This window comes from Clostridium sp. AUH-JLR23 (genome assembly GCF_964238065.1).
Taxonomy (GTDB): Bacteria; Bacillota_I; Bacilli_A; order Erysipelotrichales; family Coprobacillaceae; genus Allocoprobacillus; species Allocoprobacillus merdigallinarum.
The window spans coordinates 14,499-32,867 of the sequence record NZ_CAXSKY010000016.1 but is presented as its reverse complement, the minus strand read 5'-3'; the positions used below and the strand labels follow the sequence as shown (position 1 = coordinate 32,867).

The 18,369-nt window shown below is 31.3% G+C and carries 19 protein-coding genes; 3 read left to right on the top strand and 16 right to left on the bottom strand.

The genetic code is table 11. The features are described 5' to 3' along the window. Positions 1 to 31: 31 nt before the first annotated feature. The 12 genes from ACESR5_RS08900 to ACESR5_RS08845 form a co-directional block, all read right to left on the bottom strand. Positions 32 to 898: a tyrosine-type recombinase/integrase gene (locus ACESR5_RS08900; protein WP_206080640.1), complete on the bottom strand. Its 867-nt coding sequence runs from the start codon at positions 896 to 898 to the stop codon at positions 32 to 34. 96 nt (positions 899 to 994) lie between these two features. Continuing rightward, positions 995 to 1,519, bottom strand: a complete 525-nt coding sequence (locus tag ACESR5_RS08895; protein WP_087244409.1) for a hypothetical protein — start codon at positions 1,517 to 1,519, stop codon at positions 995 to 997. A 117-nt stretch (positions 1,520 to 1,636) separates the two neighbouring features. Continuing rightward, positions 1,637 to 3,043 (bottom strand): PTS sugar transporter subunit IIC, encoded by a 1,407-nt coding sequence (locus ACESR5_RS08890; RefSeq protein WP_373155143.1) that lies wholly within the window; start codon positions 3,041 to 3,043, stop codon positions 1,637 to 1,639. 280 nt (positions 3,044 to 3,323) lie between these two features. Next, positions 3,324 to 4,034 (bottom strand): GntR family transcriptional regulator, encoded by a 711-nt coding sequence (locus ACESR5_RS08885; RefSeq protein ID WP_087244407.1) that lies wholly within the window; start codon positions 4,032 to 4,034, stop codon positions 3,324 to 3,326. Positions 4,035 to 4,101: 67 nt separating this feature from the next. After that, positions 4,102 to 4,641 carry a phosphodiesterase gene (yfcE, locus tag ACESR5_RS08880; RefSeq protein WP_087244406.1) on the bottom strand — a complete coding sequence of 180 codons (540 nt, stop codon included), beginning with the start codon at positions 4,639 to 4,641 and terminating at the stop codon, positions 4,102 to 4,104. Further along, positions 4,638 to 5,396 (bottom strand): exodeoxyribonuclease III, encoded by a 759-nt coding sequence (gene xth / locus ACESR5_RS08875; protein WP_087244405.1) that lies wholly within the window; start codon positions 5,394 to 5,396, stop codon positions 4,638 to 4,640. The genes yfcE and xth overlap by 4 nt, the downstream gene beginning before the upstream one ends. Positions 5,397 to 5,424: 28 nt before the next feature. Then, complete coding sequence (locus ACESR5_RS08870; protein ID WP_241146923.1) at positions 5,425 to 6,084, bottom strand: GyrI-like domain-containing protein; 660 nt, start codon at positions 6,082 to 6,084, stop codon at positions 5,425 to 5,427. 85 nt (positions 6,085 to 6,169) lie between these two features. Then, positions 6,170 to 6,691 (bottom strand): anaerobic ribonucleoside-triphosphate reductase activating protein, encoded by a 522-nt coding sequence (nrdG, locus tag ACESR5_RS08865; protein ID WP_087244404.1) that lies wholly within the window; start codon positions 6,689 to 6,691, stop codon positions 6,170 to 6,172. A 2-nt stretch (positions 6,692 to 6,693) separates the two neighbouring features. Beyond that, positions 6,694 to 8,874 carry an anaerobic ribonucleoside-triphosphate reductase gene (gene nrdD / locus ACESR5_RS08860; protein WP_373155140.1) on the bottom strand — a complete coding sequence of 727 codons (2,181 nt, stop codon included), beginning with the start codon at positions 8,872 to 8,874 and terminating at the stop codon, positions 6,694 to 6,696. A 246-nt stretch (positions 8,875 to 9,120) separates the two neighbouring features. Beyond that, positions 9,121 to 9,390, bottom strand: coding sequence for an acylphosphatase (locus ACESR5_RS08855; RefSeq protein WP_087244784.1), 270 nt, complete (start codon positions 9,388 to 9,390; stop codon positions 9,121 to 9,123). A 71-nt stretch (positions 9,391 to 9,461) separates the two neighbouring features. Further along, complete coding sequence (locus tag ACESR5_RS08850) at positions 9,462 to 10,184, bottom strand: ABC transporter permease (protein ID WP_224759477.1); 723 nt, start codon at positions 10,182 to 10,184, stop codon at positions 9,462 to 9,464. Further along, on the bottom strand, positions 10,184 to 11,014 hold the full coding sequence (locus tag ACESR5_RS08845; RefSeq protein ID WP_087298184.1) for an ABC transporter ATP-binding protein: 831 nt from the start codon (positions 11,012 to 11,014) through the stop codon (positions 10,184 to 10,186). Before ACESR5_RS08845 ends, ACESR5_RS08850 begins: the two co-directional genes overlap by 1 nt. A gap of 163 nt (positions 11,015 to 11,177) precedes the next feature. Between ACESR5_RS08845 and ACESR5_RS08840 the strand changes: the two genes are divergently transcribed. Further along, on the top strand, positions 11,178 to 11,948 hold the full coding sequence (locus tag ACESR5_RS08840) for a hypothetical protein (protein ID WP_373155138.1): 771 nt from the start codon (positions 11,178 to 11,180) through the stop codon (positions 11,946 to 11,948). A 608-nt stretch (positions 11,949 to 12,556) separates the two neighbouring features. Here the strand turns inward: ACESR5_RS08840 and galE are convergent. From galE to ACESR5_RS08820, 4 genes are read right to left on the bottom strand one after another with little or no spacing between them, the layout of a single operon-like run. Continuing rightward, positions 12,557 to 13,561: a UDP-glucose 4-epimerase GalE gene (galE, locus tag ACESR5_RS08835; protein ID WP_087244788.1), complete on the bottom strand. Its 1,005-nt coding sequence runs from the start codon at positions 13,559 to 13,561 to the stop codon at positions 12,557 to 12,559. Continuing rightward, complete coding sequence (locus ACESR5_RS08830) at positions 13,558 to 13,821, bottom strand: thioredoxin family protein (RefSeq protein ID WP_087244789.1); 264 nt, start codon at positions 13,819 to 13,821, stop codon at positions 13,558 to 13,560. Before ACESR5_RS08830 ends, galE begins: the two co-directional genes overlap by 4 nt. Before the next feature lies 1 nt (position 13,822). After that, positions 13,823 to 14,305: a peptidylprolyl isomerase gene (locus ACESR5_RS08825; protein WP_087244790.1), complete on the bottom strand. Its 483-nt coding sequence runs from the start codon at positions 14,303 to 14,305 to the stop codon at positions 13,823 to 13,825. After that, a complete protein-coding gene (locus ACESR5_RS08820; protein WP_087244791.1) occupies positions 14,302 to 14,589 on the bottom strand; it encodes a hypothetical protein in 288 nt (95 codons plus the stop codon). Before ACESR5_RS08820 ends, ACESR5_RS08825 begins: the two co-directional genes overlap by 4 nt. A 140-nt stretch (positions 14,590 to 14,729) precedes the next feature. On the opposite strand from ACESR5_RS08820, the gene ACESR5_RS08815 reads away from it, so the two are divergent. Next, positions 14,730 to 16,790 (top strand): translation factor GTPase family protein, encoded by a 2,061-nt coding sequence (locus ACESR5_RS08815; RefSeq protein ID WP_087244792.1) that lies wholly within the window; start codon positions 14,730 to 14,732, stop codon positions 16,788 to 16,790. A gap of 162 nt (positions 16,791 to 16,952) precedes the next feature. Then, entirely contained in the window at positions 16,953 to 18,347 is a 1,395-nt protein-coding gene (locus ACESR5_RS08810; RefSeq protein WP_373155135.1) for an NlpC/P60 family protein, read from the top strand. Positions 18,348 to 18,369 lie beyond the last annotated feature (22 nt).

Below are 18,369 nucleotides of genomic sequence, written 5' to 3'. Positions count from 1 at the left end.
ATCATATATGAAAATATATAAAAAAGAAATATTATTTAATAAGTTGCCTTGGATTTTTATTCATCATAATCTCTTTTTGTCTTTGAATAGAAGCATAGGCATAAATGCTGGTTGTTGTAATAGAGCTATGACCTAATATCTTTTGGATATATGATATATCAACATCCTGCTCTAAAAGCATTGTGGCAAAGGTATGGCGAAACATATGTGGTGTGATATGAAAATCATCTGTATATCTATTGATAATATGACGAACAGACTGATCTGTTAAACGATGATATTGATTATTGATAAAAAAATATTCCTGCTCACTAATCCTGTCATGAAAAGCCTGTTCATATTCTTTTAATGCCAGATAAACTTCCTCACCTAAAAATATAACTCTTTCTTTTGCATTCTTGCCATAAATAATGAGATACTTTTCCTCTAAATAAATATCTTCATTTTTAATAGCACATAATTCAGAAACTCTAATCCCTGTAGAAATAAGCAATTCAATCACGGCTTTATCTCTTTTTATAAAAAAGTGCTGATCTTGATCTAAACGATGAAATAAATCCTGTAATTGATGGTATTGAATAATGCGTGGTAAAGTCTTTTCTTCTTGAATTTTATACCTCATTTTGTCCATAGGATTCTCTTGAATTATTTCATAAAAGACCATATCTTCAAAAAAAGCATGTAAACTCGCTAATTTGCGTTTGACAGTCTTAGGCTTAAAATGATGATTCAGATAATGAATATAGTAAGATATTTCACGCTTATTCATATCCTTATTCATCATAAATGAATAAAACTGTTTTAAATCAATGCGATAAGCCTTTAAGGTATGCCAGCTTAAACGTTTATTTTCACATTGATTCAAATAAAAAGATAAATGTTCTAATGTTAATTGCATAATTATATCCTCCTTCTATTCATTATACATAAAAAATGACATATTTCAGGAGAAAAAAAAGTACATAATCAATTCTATGATTATATACTCGCTTTATTAACTCTTTGATTGTGCAGCTTCTTTTGCAGCTTTTTTCTCTGCTTTTCTTCTTTCTTTACGATCTTTCTTTTCTAAGATTCTATAAACATCTGTATATTCTTTAACTGTACAATGAATTCTTTTATTAGCCTTTACAACTGCATGTACAAATTCAACTCTTTTCTTTGGAAAAAAGCAATATCTTTTCTTTGTATTTGTATAAAGTTCAATTGCATGTGGTCTTGTCACTAAGTCAGCCATACGTGGAACAGGATCACAAATTGTATCACAGTTCATTAAATCTACATGACTATTTTTCCATAAATAATAATGAATTGTTAATTCTCTATTATGTATAGTATATTTGTTTGGTCTACATCCTAAGAAAAATGCAAAACAAACAATTGCAAAAACGACAATAACCAAAGCAGTCTGTTTATCCTGCGTGAAAACTGTAAACACAGTATAGAATGCTAATGCAGTAAGAAAAATAATTGTTGCAGTATTCATTCGCACTTTAAACTCTTTAACTTCTTCTTCCATAAAACTCCTCACTTCCCTTTGAATATTATACACGATATGCATATAAATAACAATTTAAACTTTAAAAAAATAAGAGCGGAAATTCCGCTCTTTAAGTTTTCAAAATCGTTTAATATCTTATTCAGCTTCAGCAGCTTGTTTGTTTTGGAATCTTTCGTAAACAATTACGAATGGAATATAAATTAATGTAGATACTACAATAACGATAACTTGTGAAACAGCTCCCATAATATTTCCACCAGTTGCTAAGAATCCTAATAATAATGGTGGCATTGTCCATGGAACTTCGATAACGATTTTTGGACAGAATCCAATAGTAACTAATAACCATCCAATGAAGATACATACTACTGGAGCAAGAATAAATGGAATACCTAAGATTGGGTTTAATACCAATGGAATACCAAATGTAACTGTTTCATTGATATTGAAAAGACCTGGAACGATAGATAATGTAGCAATTGCACGGTTATCTTCACGTTTACCAAAGATAAAGATTGCAATAACTAAACCTAAAGTAACCCCAGAACCTCCCCATTCAGCGAACATTTGTAACATTGTTAAGTTCAATACATTAGGGATTTCTGCTCCATGTTTTCCAGCAGTAAATGCAGCTGTATTTGCATATAACATTGGACGGAAGATTGGTTCTTTAACAGCAGATAACATGTTATTACCATGAATACCTACTAACCAGAATAATGAGATTAATACATACATTAACATAACTGCTACGATATTAGCACCAATGATATCTTGTAATGGTTGTTGTAAATAAGTAGAAATAACATCATTGAAATATAATCCAGTAGCCATTTGTACAGCCCATCCGATAACACCAACAACTAATAAAGTTAAGAATGTTGGAATTAAAACTTCGAATGCACGAGCAACACCTGGAGGTACTTGATCAGGCATTTTGATTTTTAATCCTTCTCTTTTACGGAAGAAGTTATAAATTTCAAGCCCTAAAATACCAATAATCAATGAAGTAAATAAACCAGTAGCTCCCATGTAGCTTCCAGCAAAACCAGTGAAAGTCCCTACACCAGCTAAATCAACACCAGCTTGTTCTAAAACTGTTCCAATTGTAACAGCAGTACCAGCTGCATCAGTGTAAGCAGTTAATCCAGTTACTGCATGTGCAGTTGGAGTAACCATAGCCCAGCACATAAATCCTAAAATAGCTGGAAAAGCTCCAGTTTCACCGTTAGCTTCCCCAATTTCTTGAGCAACTAACATAACAATTCCAATAGCGATACATGAAATTGAACAGAACTGTATTGCGTTGAATACAGCATTAATTGGTTCTAAAACCATAACAGCAGGAATTAACCCACCTAGCCCTTGAGGTGCACCATTGACAACAGCATCGGTAATTAATACGTTTGTCCAAAGAACACCAATGGCACCAGCAATAGTTGCTGGCATGAAGTTTTGGAACGCATTTTTGATGGCACCAAGATATTTGTTTTGTCCAGCCCATGCTCCAATGCGCCCTAGCTTATCAGCAAAAGCATCCATAAAATTTTTCCTCCCTTAAAATATTTTTGACAATATAAGTATAAAATTTTTTTTATTAAAAGTCAATGCTTTTATATCAAAAGTATGGTACTTTTCCAATAAAAGACGGTTTTAACAGTGTTTTTTACTTATTTTTTATTTTATTTTACCTGTTTTTTAGTTGTTTTTTTGTATTTTTTGCTCAAAATATGAATAACTATGCCATTTTTATAAATATTTGTCTTTTAATCATTAATCATACCGACTACTCTTTCTAGTAAAAAACTATCCCTTAGGATAGCTATTGTTGTACTATAACAGTCTGAAATTCAAAATGAGAAAAATGCTGTCTTGAGAGTGTATATTCGAAAATAGAACCATTGCTTAAAAAAGAAATCTGTTCTTCTTGAATATATGGCTCATTTTCTTTTAATCCCAAATATTGTTGTTCTAAAGATGTAGATAAAGCTGCATTAATCGTTAAATGACAGCTTTGGATTTTTAACTTTAAAACTTTTTCGATATATCCATATACAGATCCTTTTAAATGCTGTAACTTTAAATTAGGAACAACACTAATGGGGATATATGTAATATCAATTAAATGAGGAATTTTATCTAAAAATCTGAGCCTTATAATATGATAGACAAAATCACCAACATCTATCTGTAATTTCTCTGATAAATGTTCATCCGCTGGAACAACTTCAAATTCCAGAACTTCACTTGTGACTTCTTTAATTCCTTCATATTGTGCCGTCAAACCACGTCCAAATTTACTAACAGGATTATCCATGGCAGGATCATAATCCTTCACAAATGTCCCCGCACCACGACGACGGATAATGAGTCCTTCTTTGACCAATATATCTAATGCCTTTTTCATTGTTTCTTTATTACAATGATAGCTCATACATAAAACATACTCATAGGGAAGTTTTTGACCAAATGTATATTCTTGATTTTTTATTTTTTGACGAATATCATCAGCAATATCTCTGTACTTAGCCATATACTCACCCCTATCAATATAAAAATACCATACTTTTGATTTAATTTCACGGTTTTTTTCTATTTTTTTATATTTTTATACTTTGAAGCACCTTTTTATCAAAAGATACAATTTTCAATTCACCGTTTTCATAGATACCAAAGCTTTTCTGTCCAGCCTTTGGCAAAGATATAGAGGATGGATTAAAAATCGTGATATCATTTTCTTTTTTTAACACTGGTTTATGAATATGTCCATACATAAAGACATCTCCCGCCTTTAACATAGGTAAGTGTTCTTCATCATATAAATGCCCATGTGTAAAAAAGAAACGATGCCCATCTAAATAAAGTTCACTATAATCTCCTCTCATAGGAAACTCCAATACCATCTGATCCACTTCAGCATCACAGTTTCCTCGTACTGCTATAATATTCTCTTTATAAGCATTCAAGAGTTTCATGACTTCTTGAGGCTGATAGCCTTCTGGCAAAGGATTTCTAGGCCCATGATATAATAAATCACCTAATAAAACCAATTTATCCATTTTTTCTTCTTCATAAATCTCCATAACTCTCTTTAAATCTGTATATGAGCCATGAATATCTGAAACAATCATGAATTTCATTGCAATCCCTCCAATTCAACACCGACTGGACAATGATCTGATCCAAATACATCATTATAGATATAAGCATCTTGAATCTGTTCTTTTAGATTATCTGATACAACAAAATAATCAATACGCCAGCCAGCATTTTTTTCTCTTGCTTTAAACATATAAGACCACCAAGAATATTTTTCTAAAGTTGGATATTTATATCTGAAAGTATCAATAAATCCACTCTCTAGTAATTCTGTAAATTTTTGTCTTTCTTCATCTGTAAATCCAGCATTTTTATGATTTGTTTTATCATTTTTTAAATCAATTTCCTGATGAGCCACGTTCAAATCGCCACAAATCACAACAGATTTTTTCTGTTTTAATGTATTCACATATTCTCTAAATGCATCTTCCCACACTTGGCGGTAATCTAGACGTTCTAAGCCTCTTTTAGAATTAGGCGTATACACAGTAACAAAATAAAAATTCTCATATTCTAAAGTAATCACACGACCTTCCTGATCATGTTCTTCCTTACCTAAACCATAACTGACTGAAAGAGGTTCTCTCTTTGTATAAATAGCCGTCCCACTGTATCCTTTCTTCAGGGCATCATTATAATAAGAGACATAACCATCAAACTGTAAATCAAGCTGATGCTTTTGAAGTTTTGTTTCCTGAATCGCAAAAATATCAGCATCAACTGATAAGAAAAAATCTTGAAATCCTTTATTCAAGCACGCTCTTAAGCCATTCACATTCCATGATACAAATAACATAATATCCTCCTTTGATATAAAAAAGGGGTTATACCCCCTCTTCTTCAATAGCATATCTTACAATTGTTTTGAGTTTATCCTCTGGATTTCTTTCAGGATCATTTAAATAAATTTCATGATGAAAACCACTTAATTTCATTCCCTGAATTGTAATATATTCCATAATTTGTTTGGTTGTATTAATTTCTGTATTATAAGCTCCTTTATGCATCATCTGCACACAACGTCCTTCTTTAAACCTTTTTAAATAAACATCAACAAGATAAGGATTATCTTTTTTTAATGTTATATTTTCCTTAATTGTTTCAAAAGTCTGCTCATCAAGAACTTTAGGTTGAGCAATCATTAATGTAAATTTAATCATCTTTTTTCGTGTCACATCAAACTGACTATTATCATATGTATCCCATAATCCTTCTAATGGAGAAATGAGGTATAATAAATCCATTTCTTCTTTAAAATAATCTTTAATTGCTTTCGATAATATATGTAAAGCCTCTGCTTTTAACTTAAATTCTTCCACATTTGGATTTCCGATTCCATCAACCATCAGAAAATTAAACTCTGGCACATCTACAACATCTATTCTTTTTGTTGAAGCATCATATTGTTTTTTATACTCTCTTCTAATGCCTTCTTTCACTAAGAATCCTCCTTCCATTGCCTTTACATTATATATAATTTTCATAAAAATATCCACTTATTTTAGGATTTTTTTATTTTTTATCTTCGCATTTTTTATTTTTCACACAAAAAAAGCGATTTTTTTAAAATCACTTTTCATCCCACAAAACAATTTGGCGAGATTGATTTGTACGCTTAACATCAATAATTCTTTGATTTTCAGATCCTCTAAACTTTAAACGAATATTTTTTTGAGCTAATATAAATGGTCCATCAACCAATATATCAAGATAACTTAATATTTCATCACTGTAAGGTCCATGCACCTTGCCACCTGGTAACAGATCTTCATAAAGATAGCCTGTATAACACCAAATATCTTTATCAGGATACATTTTTCGAACTTGTTGTAATAAAGGTAACAATCCCTCCTGATTAACAAGTTCCATAGGTTCTCCGCCTAAAAGCGTTAATCCCGCAATATGACTTGGTTCTAATGCTTTTAAAATCAAATCAATTGTTTCTTGGTTAAACTCCTGTCCATAATTAAAATCCCATGCGATCTCATTGAAACATTCAGGGCAACGATGAGTACAGCCAGAAACAAAGAGTGAAACTCTCACTCCTGTTCCATTGGCTATATCTACTGTTTTAATTGTTGCATACTTCATGTTTATAAGTGAAGAACACGTTCTTTAATTTCTTGTGTTCGCCCTTGATTCCAGAATTGTGTTCCAATATATCCACATGTACGTCTAGCAACACTCATTTTATCTTGATTTGTATTACCACAGTTTGGACATACCCAAATCAATTTTCCATCTTTATCTTCTTTGATTTGAATCTCTCCATCATAACCACATTCCATGCAGTAATCGCTCTTTGTATTTAATTCTGCATACATAATATGTTCATAAATATGTTTCATCACAGCTAAAACGGCTTCAATATTATCTTGCATATTTGGAACTTCAACATAGCTGATAGCTCCTCCTGGTGATAATTTCTGGAATTGTGATTCAAATGTTAATTTTGTAAAAGCATCAATTTCTTCAGTAACATTAACATGATAACTATTTGTAATATAGTTTTTATCTGTCACACCTGGAATTTTTCCAAAACGTTTTTGTAAACATTTTGCAAACTTATATGTTGTTGATTCAATTGGTGTTCCATATAAACTAAAATCAATGTTTTCTTCTGCTTTCCATTTTGCACAGGCATCATTTAAATGTTGCATTACTTCTAATGCAAATGGTGTTGCATCTGGATCGGTATGTGATTTTCCTGTCATATATTTGACACATTCACAAAGACCCGCATAACCTAATGATATTGTTGAATATCCACCATATAATAATTTATCAATTGTTTCACCTTTTTTAAGTCTTGCTAGAGCACCATATTGCCATAAAATAGGTGCCACATCACTGACAGTTCCTTTTAAACGATTATGACGACACATTAACGCTTCTTTACATAAATCCAATCTTTCATCCATAATACGCCAGAACTCTTTCATATCACCTTTAGAAGAGCAGGCAACATCTACAAGATTGATTGTCACAACACCTTGATTGAAACGTCCATAATATTTAGGTTTATTTGTTTCAGGATCAACATATGGTGTTAAGAAACTACGACATCCCATACATGTATAGCAATGTCCTTCATCATTTTTATCAACTTTTAATTCCAACATTTTCTTTTCAGAAATATAATCTGGAACCATACGTTTCGCTGTACATTTTGCTGCCAATTCAGTTAAATACCAATATTTGCTGTCTTCACTAATATTATTTTCTTCTAAAACATAAATTAATTTAGGAAAGGCTGGTGTTACATAAACACCTTTTTCATTTTTAACACCTAAAATTCTTTGGTTTAATGTTTCTTCAATAATTAAAGCTAAATCATCTTTGATTTGTCCATCAGGAACTTCATTTAAATACATAAAGACAGTTACAAATGGTGCTTGCCCATTTGTTGTCATTAACGTAATAACCTGATATTGAATCATTTGAACACCACGATTAATTTCTTTACGCACACGATATTCAGCCAATTCATTAATTTGTTCTTCACTGACAGGAATATTTTCCTGTTCAAATTCTTCTCTTACTTCTTTTCTGAATTTTTGACGACTGACATCAACAAAAGGAGCTAAGTGAGATAAACTGATACTTTGTCCCCCGTATTGTGAACTAGCAACCTGTGCAATAATCTGTGTTGCAATATTGCAGGCTGTAGAAAAGCTCTTAGGTCTTTCAATCATTGTTTCACTGATGACAGTTCCATTTTGTAACATATCTTCAAGATTAACTAAACAGCAGTTATGCATATGTTGAGCAAAATAGTCTGAATCATGAAAGTGAATAATTCCTTCTTCATGAGCTTTCACAATATGTCCTGGTAATAATAGACGTTTTGTAATATCTTTGCTGACTTCTCCTGCCATGTAATCTCTTTGAACACTATTAACAGTTGGATTCTTATTAGAATTTTCTTGTTTAACTTCTTCATTAGCACATTCAATCAAGCTTAAAATCTGTTCATCTGTTGTATTTGATTTACGCACTAATGCTCTCATATAACGATATGTAATATATTTTCTTGCCACTGCAAAAGCATTCAATTTCATAATTTCATTTTCAACAAGATTTTGAATTTCCTCAACATTTAGCGCTCTTTTCATTTTTTCACATTGATACTTCACATTATTTGTAATATTATCAATATCTTCGTCTGATAATCTATCTGTTTCTACAACTTCATTATTGGCTTTTTCAATCGCTGCAGTAATTTTCGTTTGATCAAATAAGACTTCAGATCCATTACGTTTAATAATTTTCATAAAAACCCTTCCTCCTTGTTATTGTAATTGTTAGTTTATCATATTCATCTTTTGAATAAAAGGAATATACACCATCACTCAAGATTTTTTTAATTCTCCACAAACAAAATCAAAAAGCATTGATTATATCAATACTTTTTGATTTATGTATCTGTTTTCTATAAACTTGTATGAATCTATTATAGCTTATTCATCGACAAAATAAAAGTATAAAGCACATAATTCTCAAGAAAATAATCGCTAACGCTAATATTTCATTTCAAAACTTTTTTCATTCTCTAAAACTGCCAAATCTTCAACTTCACATTGTTCTATTCGAATATAGCGAATACTATGCATATAGTCAATAACCTGCTGAATCAAAGAAAGTTCTCCTTGTAAGCATGCTTCCACATCACCATTACTTAAATTTCTAACCCAACCTGTTAAATGCAAACGTGTTGCCTGTTGGTAAAATGTAATACGAAATCCAACCCCTTGTACACGCCCTTTAAAAATGAAATGTTTTCTCACCATATAACCACCTCTTTTTTTCTATTTTATCATTTTATAAAAATGAAAAAAAGAGAAATCAATATGAGATTTCTCTAATCATCCAATCCTTTTTTCTTATAACCATACATGAAAGCTATCACCCCTAATAGAATCCATACTATACAGACAATTATAGCTATCACTGTCTCCTGATTAAAGAAAGGTTGTTGAACTGACAATTGTAAATAAAGCGTTTGGAAAGATGTTGTTGGAAAAATAACTGCAATCTTTTCAATCATTTCATTAAGCTGACTGAACATAGGTGGCAACATTAATAAAATCATCAACGGAGAACTCAATGTTCCAGCACTCATCTGATCTTTAGAAAGTAGACCTACCAGTGCTCCAAAAAACAAGACACTTAAAGATGATAAAACATAAAAGATAAGGAAATATCCAAAATACTCCATTGGCTCCTGACAAACCAGGAAAATAAGAATGCCATCAATCAACATCAAAACCAGTGCAACAAAAGCTTTACTCAATAAGAAATCAGTTGCACTGACATTAGCCAACATTAAAGAACGTAAAGTATGTTTTTCTTTCTCTTCAGCAACCATATTGGCTAAAACATTCAGTGGAACAATAGAAATTGTCATAATAATACACATAACAATAACAAAACTCCCTGTAGCTCCCTTAAGAATATCCCCTAATAAAAATTTATACATCACACCAAATAAAACTGGCAAAGCCAACATTAAAAAAACATTTTTATTAACGAAGCAATTCTTTAAATCCTTCATAAACAAAGCTTTACAAATACGTATATTCATCATGATTCCTCCTTAGTCAGTGTTAAAAAAACTTCTTTTAAAGTTGGTTCAATGGAATGAATCATTAATAGTTCATCAATATGTTCCAATTCCTGTTTTAAAAGTTTTGGATCTAAAGGAATCGTATAGTCTTCTTGACTTGTTTTCATACGAATCTGTTTTTTAGAATATTTAAGTTTCAAATCTTCAGGATGTCCACTTTCAATAATGTGTCCATGATTCAAAAATGCAACACGATGACACATTTCATCTGCTTCTTCCATATTATGAGTTGTTAAAAAGACAGTCGTCCCTTTCGCATTAAGTTTCTTGATAATTTCCCTTACCTCATTAGCAGTTGAGGGATCTAAATTTGCTGTTGGTTCATCCAAAAACAGAAGAGATGGTGAATGAATAATGGTTCTAGCAAAGATTAATCGTTGTTTCATTCCTTTTGATAATTGACTAACCAATTGTTTTTTAGCATCTAATAAATCAACTTCTTCTAAGACTTTTTCAATACACCTTTTATCAATATCATAGATTTTTGCAAATAACAGTAAATTATCATAAACACTCATCTTTTCATATAATCCACTATTATCACTCATAATCCCTATTCGACTTTTTATTTTTGAAGAAAAAGGCTTCTCCCCTAGTATCTGAATATCTCCTCCATCACTTTTTAACTGTCCCGTCAATAATTTAATCGTTGTTGTCTTTCCAGCTCCTGAAGGACCTAAAAAACCAAAAATTTCCCCTTTTCGAACTGAAAAATCACATCCTTGTAAAGCAACTGTCTTCTGAAAACTTTTTGATAGTTGCTTAACCTCAATAACATTTTTATCCATCATACTCCCTCCTTTTTCCTACTTTCATCGTATCATAGTCATTTTTAACAGACAATCATTTTACCATTTCTTTCCTTTATTTTTACATAACATTATAATTCATGATAAATCGTATGATTTTGTGCTATAATAAAAAAGCAAAAAAGATGAAAGGAGTTTTCATATGAATTTCAAATTACCTGTCACAAATAAAAAGAGAACCATGATCATAATTGCAGTAATTATTTTCATCATCATATTTTGTCTTTGTATCTTTTTCTTTTCAAAAAATCAGACAGTTACAAAAAAAGCAGAGAATCAGACAGTTGTTGCCAATCAACAATCAGATGATTCAAAACAAGAACAAGACACAGCAACCATAAAATCTGATAACAACTCATCACAAAATCAAGAATCTTCAAATGATTCAGCATCAAAAACAAAAGAAACAAATAAAGATACTCAAACACAAACATCAAAAAAGAATTCTCAAACACAATCAACTTCAAAAAGCTCACAAAAGACAACAACCAATAAAAGTTCTTCTACAAACCAAAGTTCATCATCAACCCATGAACATGTATGGAAAGACCATACTGCCAAAAGACAAGTTACAAAAAAAGTAACAGTTGTTGATGAACCAGAAACTTCAAAGGAAGTCCCTACATATCGATTGTATTGGTGGGATAGTAAGAAATGGACAGAAACAACAGACCCTGAAGTATTTAAGGAATGGTCAGTCCAAAAAATGCAATGGATGAAAACAACAGGATATACGAATCCCCCTGAACTCTATCTAGGAAAAGATGCTAATGGTCATGATCAATATACGAATGATCACTCCATTATAACAAATTATGAAACTGTACCTGCAAAAACTCACCAAGAAGAAAAAACATATACTGAGACTTATGTAGATTATCAATATTGCAGTATTTGTGGTGCAAAAAAATAAAAAATACGACAACGACTAACATTTTAGTCATTGTTGTATTTTTTTATATCAATGTTTTAAAATAATTAGATTTGAGATTACTCTTTATTTCTTCATTAGGATATAAGATAAATTATATCCTAATAAACTCATCATATTTCCTATAAGAAAAAAAAGAAAAGGGATTCCATCTATCAACATATAATAAATCTTTGGAGGATAAACTTCTGGCAATATAAATAAGCAAATAAAACCCGCAACAATCAATATAAACCAAACTATCAAACATATAACATCCATCTTCCTATCATTTTTATCCATCAACAACAATCCATTCCAAACAGATGTCATAATCCCTAATCCTATGAATATCCATGTGATAGTCAATAAATAATTATATTGGGATATAAAAACCAATATATCATAACGAATGTATTGATAATACATCATCAACATCAAGTAGAAAACAGGAAATATCAAAATATAAATCTTTTTTAAAATCCTTCTCTTCATTTTAACTCACCTCAATCTACTTTAAGTATATCATTTTTCATTAATCGTTGCATAAATATAAAATTACATCAAAAAAGCTGTTAACATATATAGTCAACAGCTTCAACATCTATTCTTTATTTTTTGTTATGAGTAATAAAGTTATAGGCATCTTTACACATATCTTCTAATGTTTTTTCAGCTACCCAATCAAGTTCTTCTCTTGCTTTTGTTGGATCAGCATAACAAGTTGCAATATCTCCAGCACGTCTTGGTTTGATTTCATAATTGATTGTTACATTGTTCGCTTTTTCATAAGCTTTCACAATATCTAAGACACTATAACCATGACCAGTTCCTAAATTATAAGTATAAACACCATGATCACCAACAAGTTTCTTTAAAGCTTTCACATGTCCTTTGGCTAAATCTACAACATGAATATAATCTCTGACTCCTGTTCCATCAGGTGTATCATAATCATTTCCAAAAACACCTAAGCATTCTAATTCTCCTACTGCAACTTTAGAAATATATGGAACTAAGTTATTTGGTATACCATTTGGATCTTCTCCTAATAATCCACTTTCATGTGCACCAATAGGATTAAAATATCTTAATAAAACAATATTCCATTCATGATCTGAAATATAAATATCTCTTAATATATTTTCAATCATTAATTTTGTTGTTCCATATGGATTTGTTGTTGGTCCTAATGGGAAATCTTCTTGAATAGGAACTGTGTGAGGATTTCCATAAACAGTTGCACTTGATGAGAAAATCAAATTTTTACAATTATATTTTCTTAACAATTGACATAAAACAAGTGTACTCAATAAATTGTTTTGATAATATTCCATTGGTTTTTGAACTGATTCACCCACTGCCTTATACCCGGCAAAATGAATAGCCCCATCAATTTGATTATCTTGAAAAACTTTTTCCATTGCTTCTAAATCACAACAATCTACTTCATAAAAAGCAGGTCTTTTTCCAGTGATTTTTGCAATGTTATCTAATGCTTCAGGTTTAGAATTATAAAAGTTATCTACAATGACAACCTCATGTCCTTCCTGCATCAATTCTACAACTGTGTGGCTTCCAATATATCCTGCGCCACCTGTTACTAATATTCTCATTTGTTTTCCTCCCTTAAATAGTCATCAAATATCTTTTGAATCGCCTCTTTTGTTATAGCGCCTTCATGTAATTTCTTTGTTCCTTCAAAAAAACAAGGAACATAATAATAATCATAAGTATCAGCCAATTCACTCTGTTCACTTTCTTCAATCATTTCTAAAGGAATACGTTGATACTTTGCATCCTGCTGATACAATTCTTGTATCCAGGCTAATGCCTGACGACAATATGGACAATTCTTTAAATAAAATAATTTCATATTAAATTAACCTCATTGTCTTAATCACAACAGGTTCAATTGGACAATCACGAGCATCTGTTGGGACATTAGCGATTTCATCAATCACATGTTTCCCTTTTGTGATTTTTCCAAAAGCTGCATACTCCCCATCTAAATGAGGTGCATCTTCATGCATGATAAAAAACTGTGAGCTGGCAGAATCCTTAATCATCGTACGTGCCATGGAAAGCACTCCTCTTGTATGTAATAAAGGATTATCAATACCATTGCTTTTAAATTCACCTTTAATCGCTGGTGTTTCATGAATATGCATATCTTTATCATATCCTCCACCTTGAATCATAAAGCCAGCAATGACACGATGGAAAATCAATCCATCATAAAAGTGGCTTTCAATCAGGTCAACAAAATTCTTCACAGTACGAGGCGCAATCTCAGGATATAATTCACCAGACATTACTTCTCCATTTTCCATTTCAATTTCAAAATCAATCGTTTTCATAACTTATCCTCTTTCTCTTCAATCATTCGATCATTTTTCTGTATTGTTTGTTCTTTTTTCTTTTGTAAATAAAATTTTATACCAAAAAATAAAACAATTAATGCTATTAAACCTAATAATAGATGTACTATTTTATTCATTTGTTCAAATTGATATGCTAAAGCGACAGTTAAACATAGATTGAGAATCAGTAAAGCTCCCGTGGTTTTAATTCTATGATTATAAAGACAGTCCAATGCTAAAGCATTTGACAAAAACAATATAATAATCAGTCCTACTTCCATGTTTTATCCTCCTGACACTATCATAACATCTTTTTCAATAAATTTCACTATAATTATGCTGTAACCGTTTTCATTAAATTATAAATATGTTAAAATGAAAGAAAGATATTCCAAAAAAATATTAAAGGAGCGTGATGATAATGAGAGCTTATCACTCAAACGAAATTGGAAATGTCGTTGTGTTAGGTCACTCTGGGAGTGGCAAAACCAGTGTGATTGAAGCCATGGCTTATCGTGCTGGTTTAACAAATCGTATTGGAAGAATTGAAGACGGGAATACCCTTAGTGATTATTCACCTGAAGAAATCAAAAGACATTCTTCTGTAGGATTATCTGTTATTCCTCTTGAATGGAACAACTGTAAAATCAATTTGTTAGATACGCCTGGTTCTTTTGATTTTATCGGTGAAGTAGAAGCGGCTTTAAAGGTTGCTGAAAGTGCATTAATTGTTGTACCTGCTACAGAAGGTATTAGTGTTGGTACTAAGGAAGCAATGCATAAAGCTTATGACAAAGCTAAAATGATTTATATTAGTGGCTTAGATTACCCTAATGCTGCCTATCATCAAAAACTTGAAGATTTAAAAATGACTTATGGTAAAGCTATTGCACCGATTCAAGTGCCAATCATGGAAGGTCATAAAATGGTAGGTTATGTCAATGTTGCGAAAATGGAAGGTCGTTATTTTGATGGTGAACAGACTCATCCTTGTCCTATTCCTGATAATATGTGGGACGAAATAACACCTATTAAAAACATGATTGACGAAGCTGTCGCGAATACCAATGATGAATTATTAGAAAAATATATTAATGAAGAACCTTTTACAAAAGAGGAAATTTCTTGGGCATTACGTCAAGGTGTTATGAATAAAACATTGATTCCTGTTTTATGTGGAACAAATCAAATTGGTATTCAAATCATTTTAAATTCTATGGTGGCATTCTTTAGTGCTGCTGGAGATATGGTTAATTCTATGGTTGTGCATAATGAAGAAACGGATGAAGATGATTTGATTGGTTATGATGAATCTTTAGCTCCATCCCTATTTGTTTTTAAAACAATTGCTGATCCTTTTGTTGGTCGTATTTCTTTATTTAAAGTTTGTACAGGTTCTATTCGTACAGGTATCACATTATTTAATGTACAGAAAAAAGAAGCTGAAAAGATCAATAAACTTTATGTGATGAAAGGTAAAGATTTGATTGAAACAGATTGCCTCTATGCTGGGGATATTGGTGCTTTATCTAAATTATCATATACACAAACGAATGATACTTTATGTACTTTAGATTATCGTATGACTTATGAAACTATTTTATTTTCAAAACCATACTATGGTAAAGCTATTAAACCTGTAGGTAAGGCTAATGAAGAAAAAATTACAAATGCTATTAATAAACTTCTAGAAGAAGATAAAACATTAAAATTTGAAAACAATCCAGAAACAAAACAACAATGTATTTATGGTATTGGTGATATTCATATTGATAGTGTTGTTTCTAAATTAAAAGAAAGATTTAAGATTGATGTCACTTTAGATAATATTATTATTCCTTATCGTGAAACAATTCGTGGTCAAGTGACACAAAGATATAAATATAAGAAACAATCAGGTGGACATGGACAATATGGTGATGTTGAAATGACATTTGAACCTTTACATGATTATACTGTTCCTTTTGTCTTTGAAGAAAAAATCTTTGGTGGAGCCGTTCCTAAAGCTTATTTCCCTGCTGTAGAAAAAGGTTTAGTGGAAGCAACAAAACATGGTATTTTGGCACAGTACCCTGTTTTAGGTATTAAAGCCACTTTGATTGATGGTTCATATCACAGTGTCGATTCTTCTGAAATGGCATTTAAAACAGCTACAATTATGTGTTTTAAAGAAGCTATGGAAAAAGCAAAACCAGCTTTATTAGAACCATTCATGACTTTACACGTTTATATTGATGAACAATTTACGGGAGATATTATGGGACATTTCAATAAAAAACGTGCGCGTGTGATGGGAAGTGAAATCTTAGAAGATGGTTTAATTAAGATTACAGCTGAAGCCCCACAAGAAGAAGTCATGAATTATGCTGTTGATTTACGAGCAATGACACAAGGTCAAGGCTTCTTTGATATGGAATTTTTGGGATATGAATTTGCTCCTGAACATGTTGCCAAACGTGTGATTGCAAACCATCAACAATAGTAGTCAGAAGCTCTTAGGAGCTTCTTTTTTTAAAATTTATAGTTATAATCACATGAATTCCCATAATATTCCAATAAGAATTCCTTGATTTTATTTGACAGTTTCCAAAAATGCTTTAGAATAGATTATAGAATTATAGCAATAAAGGAGGAATCTCTTGTGATGAAAAAGAAAATTGTCGCCTCTCTTTTATCATTAAGTATGCTGGCTTGTGCTTTGGCATCAACATATATAGTCAATGCTACTGATTTTGAAGGTCAAGAATCCAAATATATTAAACTATGCTCTTCTTCAAAATTAACGAGCAATCAGCAAACAACATGTAAAGAGTTTAATAGTTATTTATATGAAAAAAATAAAGAATTAAAACAAGAAGCTTCTCAGGCTAAAAAAGAAGCTGAAGATACAAAAGATGATCTTGCAAAAATTGCTGATCAAATTTCACAAATTGATACCAAAATAGAATCAGCTCAAAGTGAACTCAACTATGTTCAAGATAGTATAGATAAACTCAAAAAAGAAGTTGAAAAACAAAGTGAACAACTTCAAGAACGTTTGTATAGTATGCAAACAACTTTAAATTCTCATATCTTTACAACTTATATTTTTGGAGCAGACACTTTTTCTGATTTTATGAGTCGTGTCATTAATATCAAAGAAATTACAAATTATGATAATGAATTGATTGCTCAAATTAATGAAAATTTAAAAGAAGTTGAAAAGCAAGAAACAACTTTAAAAAATCTAAAGGATTCTTTAGAAGCTGACAAAAAAGAACAGGCTAATCTACAAAAAACATTCCAAGCTAAACTGACTGAACAAAATAAAACAATTGCCAACAATAATTCTGAAGCAGCAGCAAATCAAGAATCTATTGAAACTATCCAAAAGAATTTAGCAGCCATTCAAAAGGCATCAAATGCTTCAAAGGTCAATAATGTCACACAGGCAACACCAAATAAAAAGCCTTCTTCTCCATCTGGTTCTCAATCAACACAAAAGCCAAGTGAAGATCAAAATGAATCTAATCAAAGCGATTCAAATCAAAATGATGAAAAAGAAGATAACAATAATAACAATGAAAACAACAACAATAATCAGGAAAACAACAACAATACAACCCCTGGTGACAGCTTAACATCTAGTGAAGAACTTGGTTTAGCCATTGCAAATAAAGCTTTATCACGTCAAGGTTACATGTATGTATGGGGTGGTGGACACAGTTGGAGCAGTATTCAAAATCCTAATTGGACACAATTTGATTGTTCTGGATTAGTCAATTGGTCGCACTATCAGGCAGGAGTCAACTTAGGACGTATCCATTATACTGGTTCACTCATCAATGCTGGAACAGGTATATCAAGAAGTGAATTACAAGCAGGCGATATTATTCTCTTTAGTAGTAATGGACAAGCTAGTGGTGTTCACCATGTAGGTATTTATATTGGAAACAACCAAATGGTTCATGCACCATCTACGGGGCAACCTGTCCAAGTCGCTAATTTAAGTTATAGTTATTGGCAAAATGAATGGTATACTTGCCGTCGTTTATATTAGACATCCTTGAGATGTCTTTTTT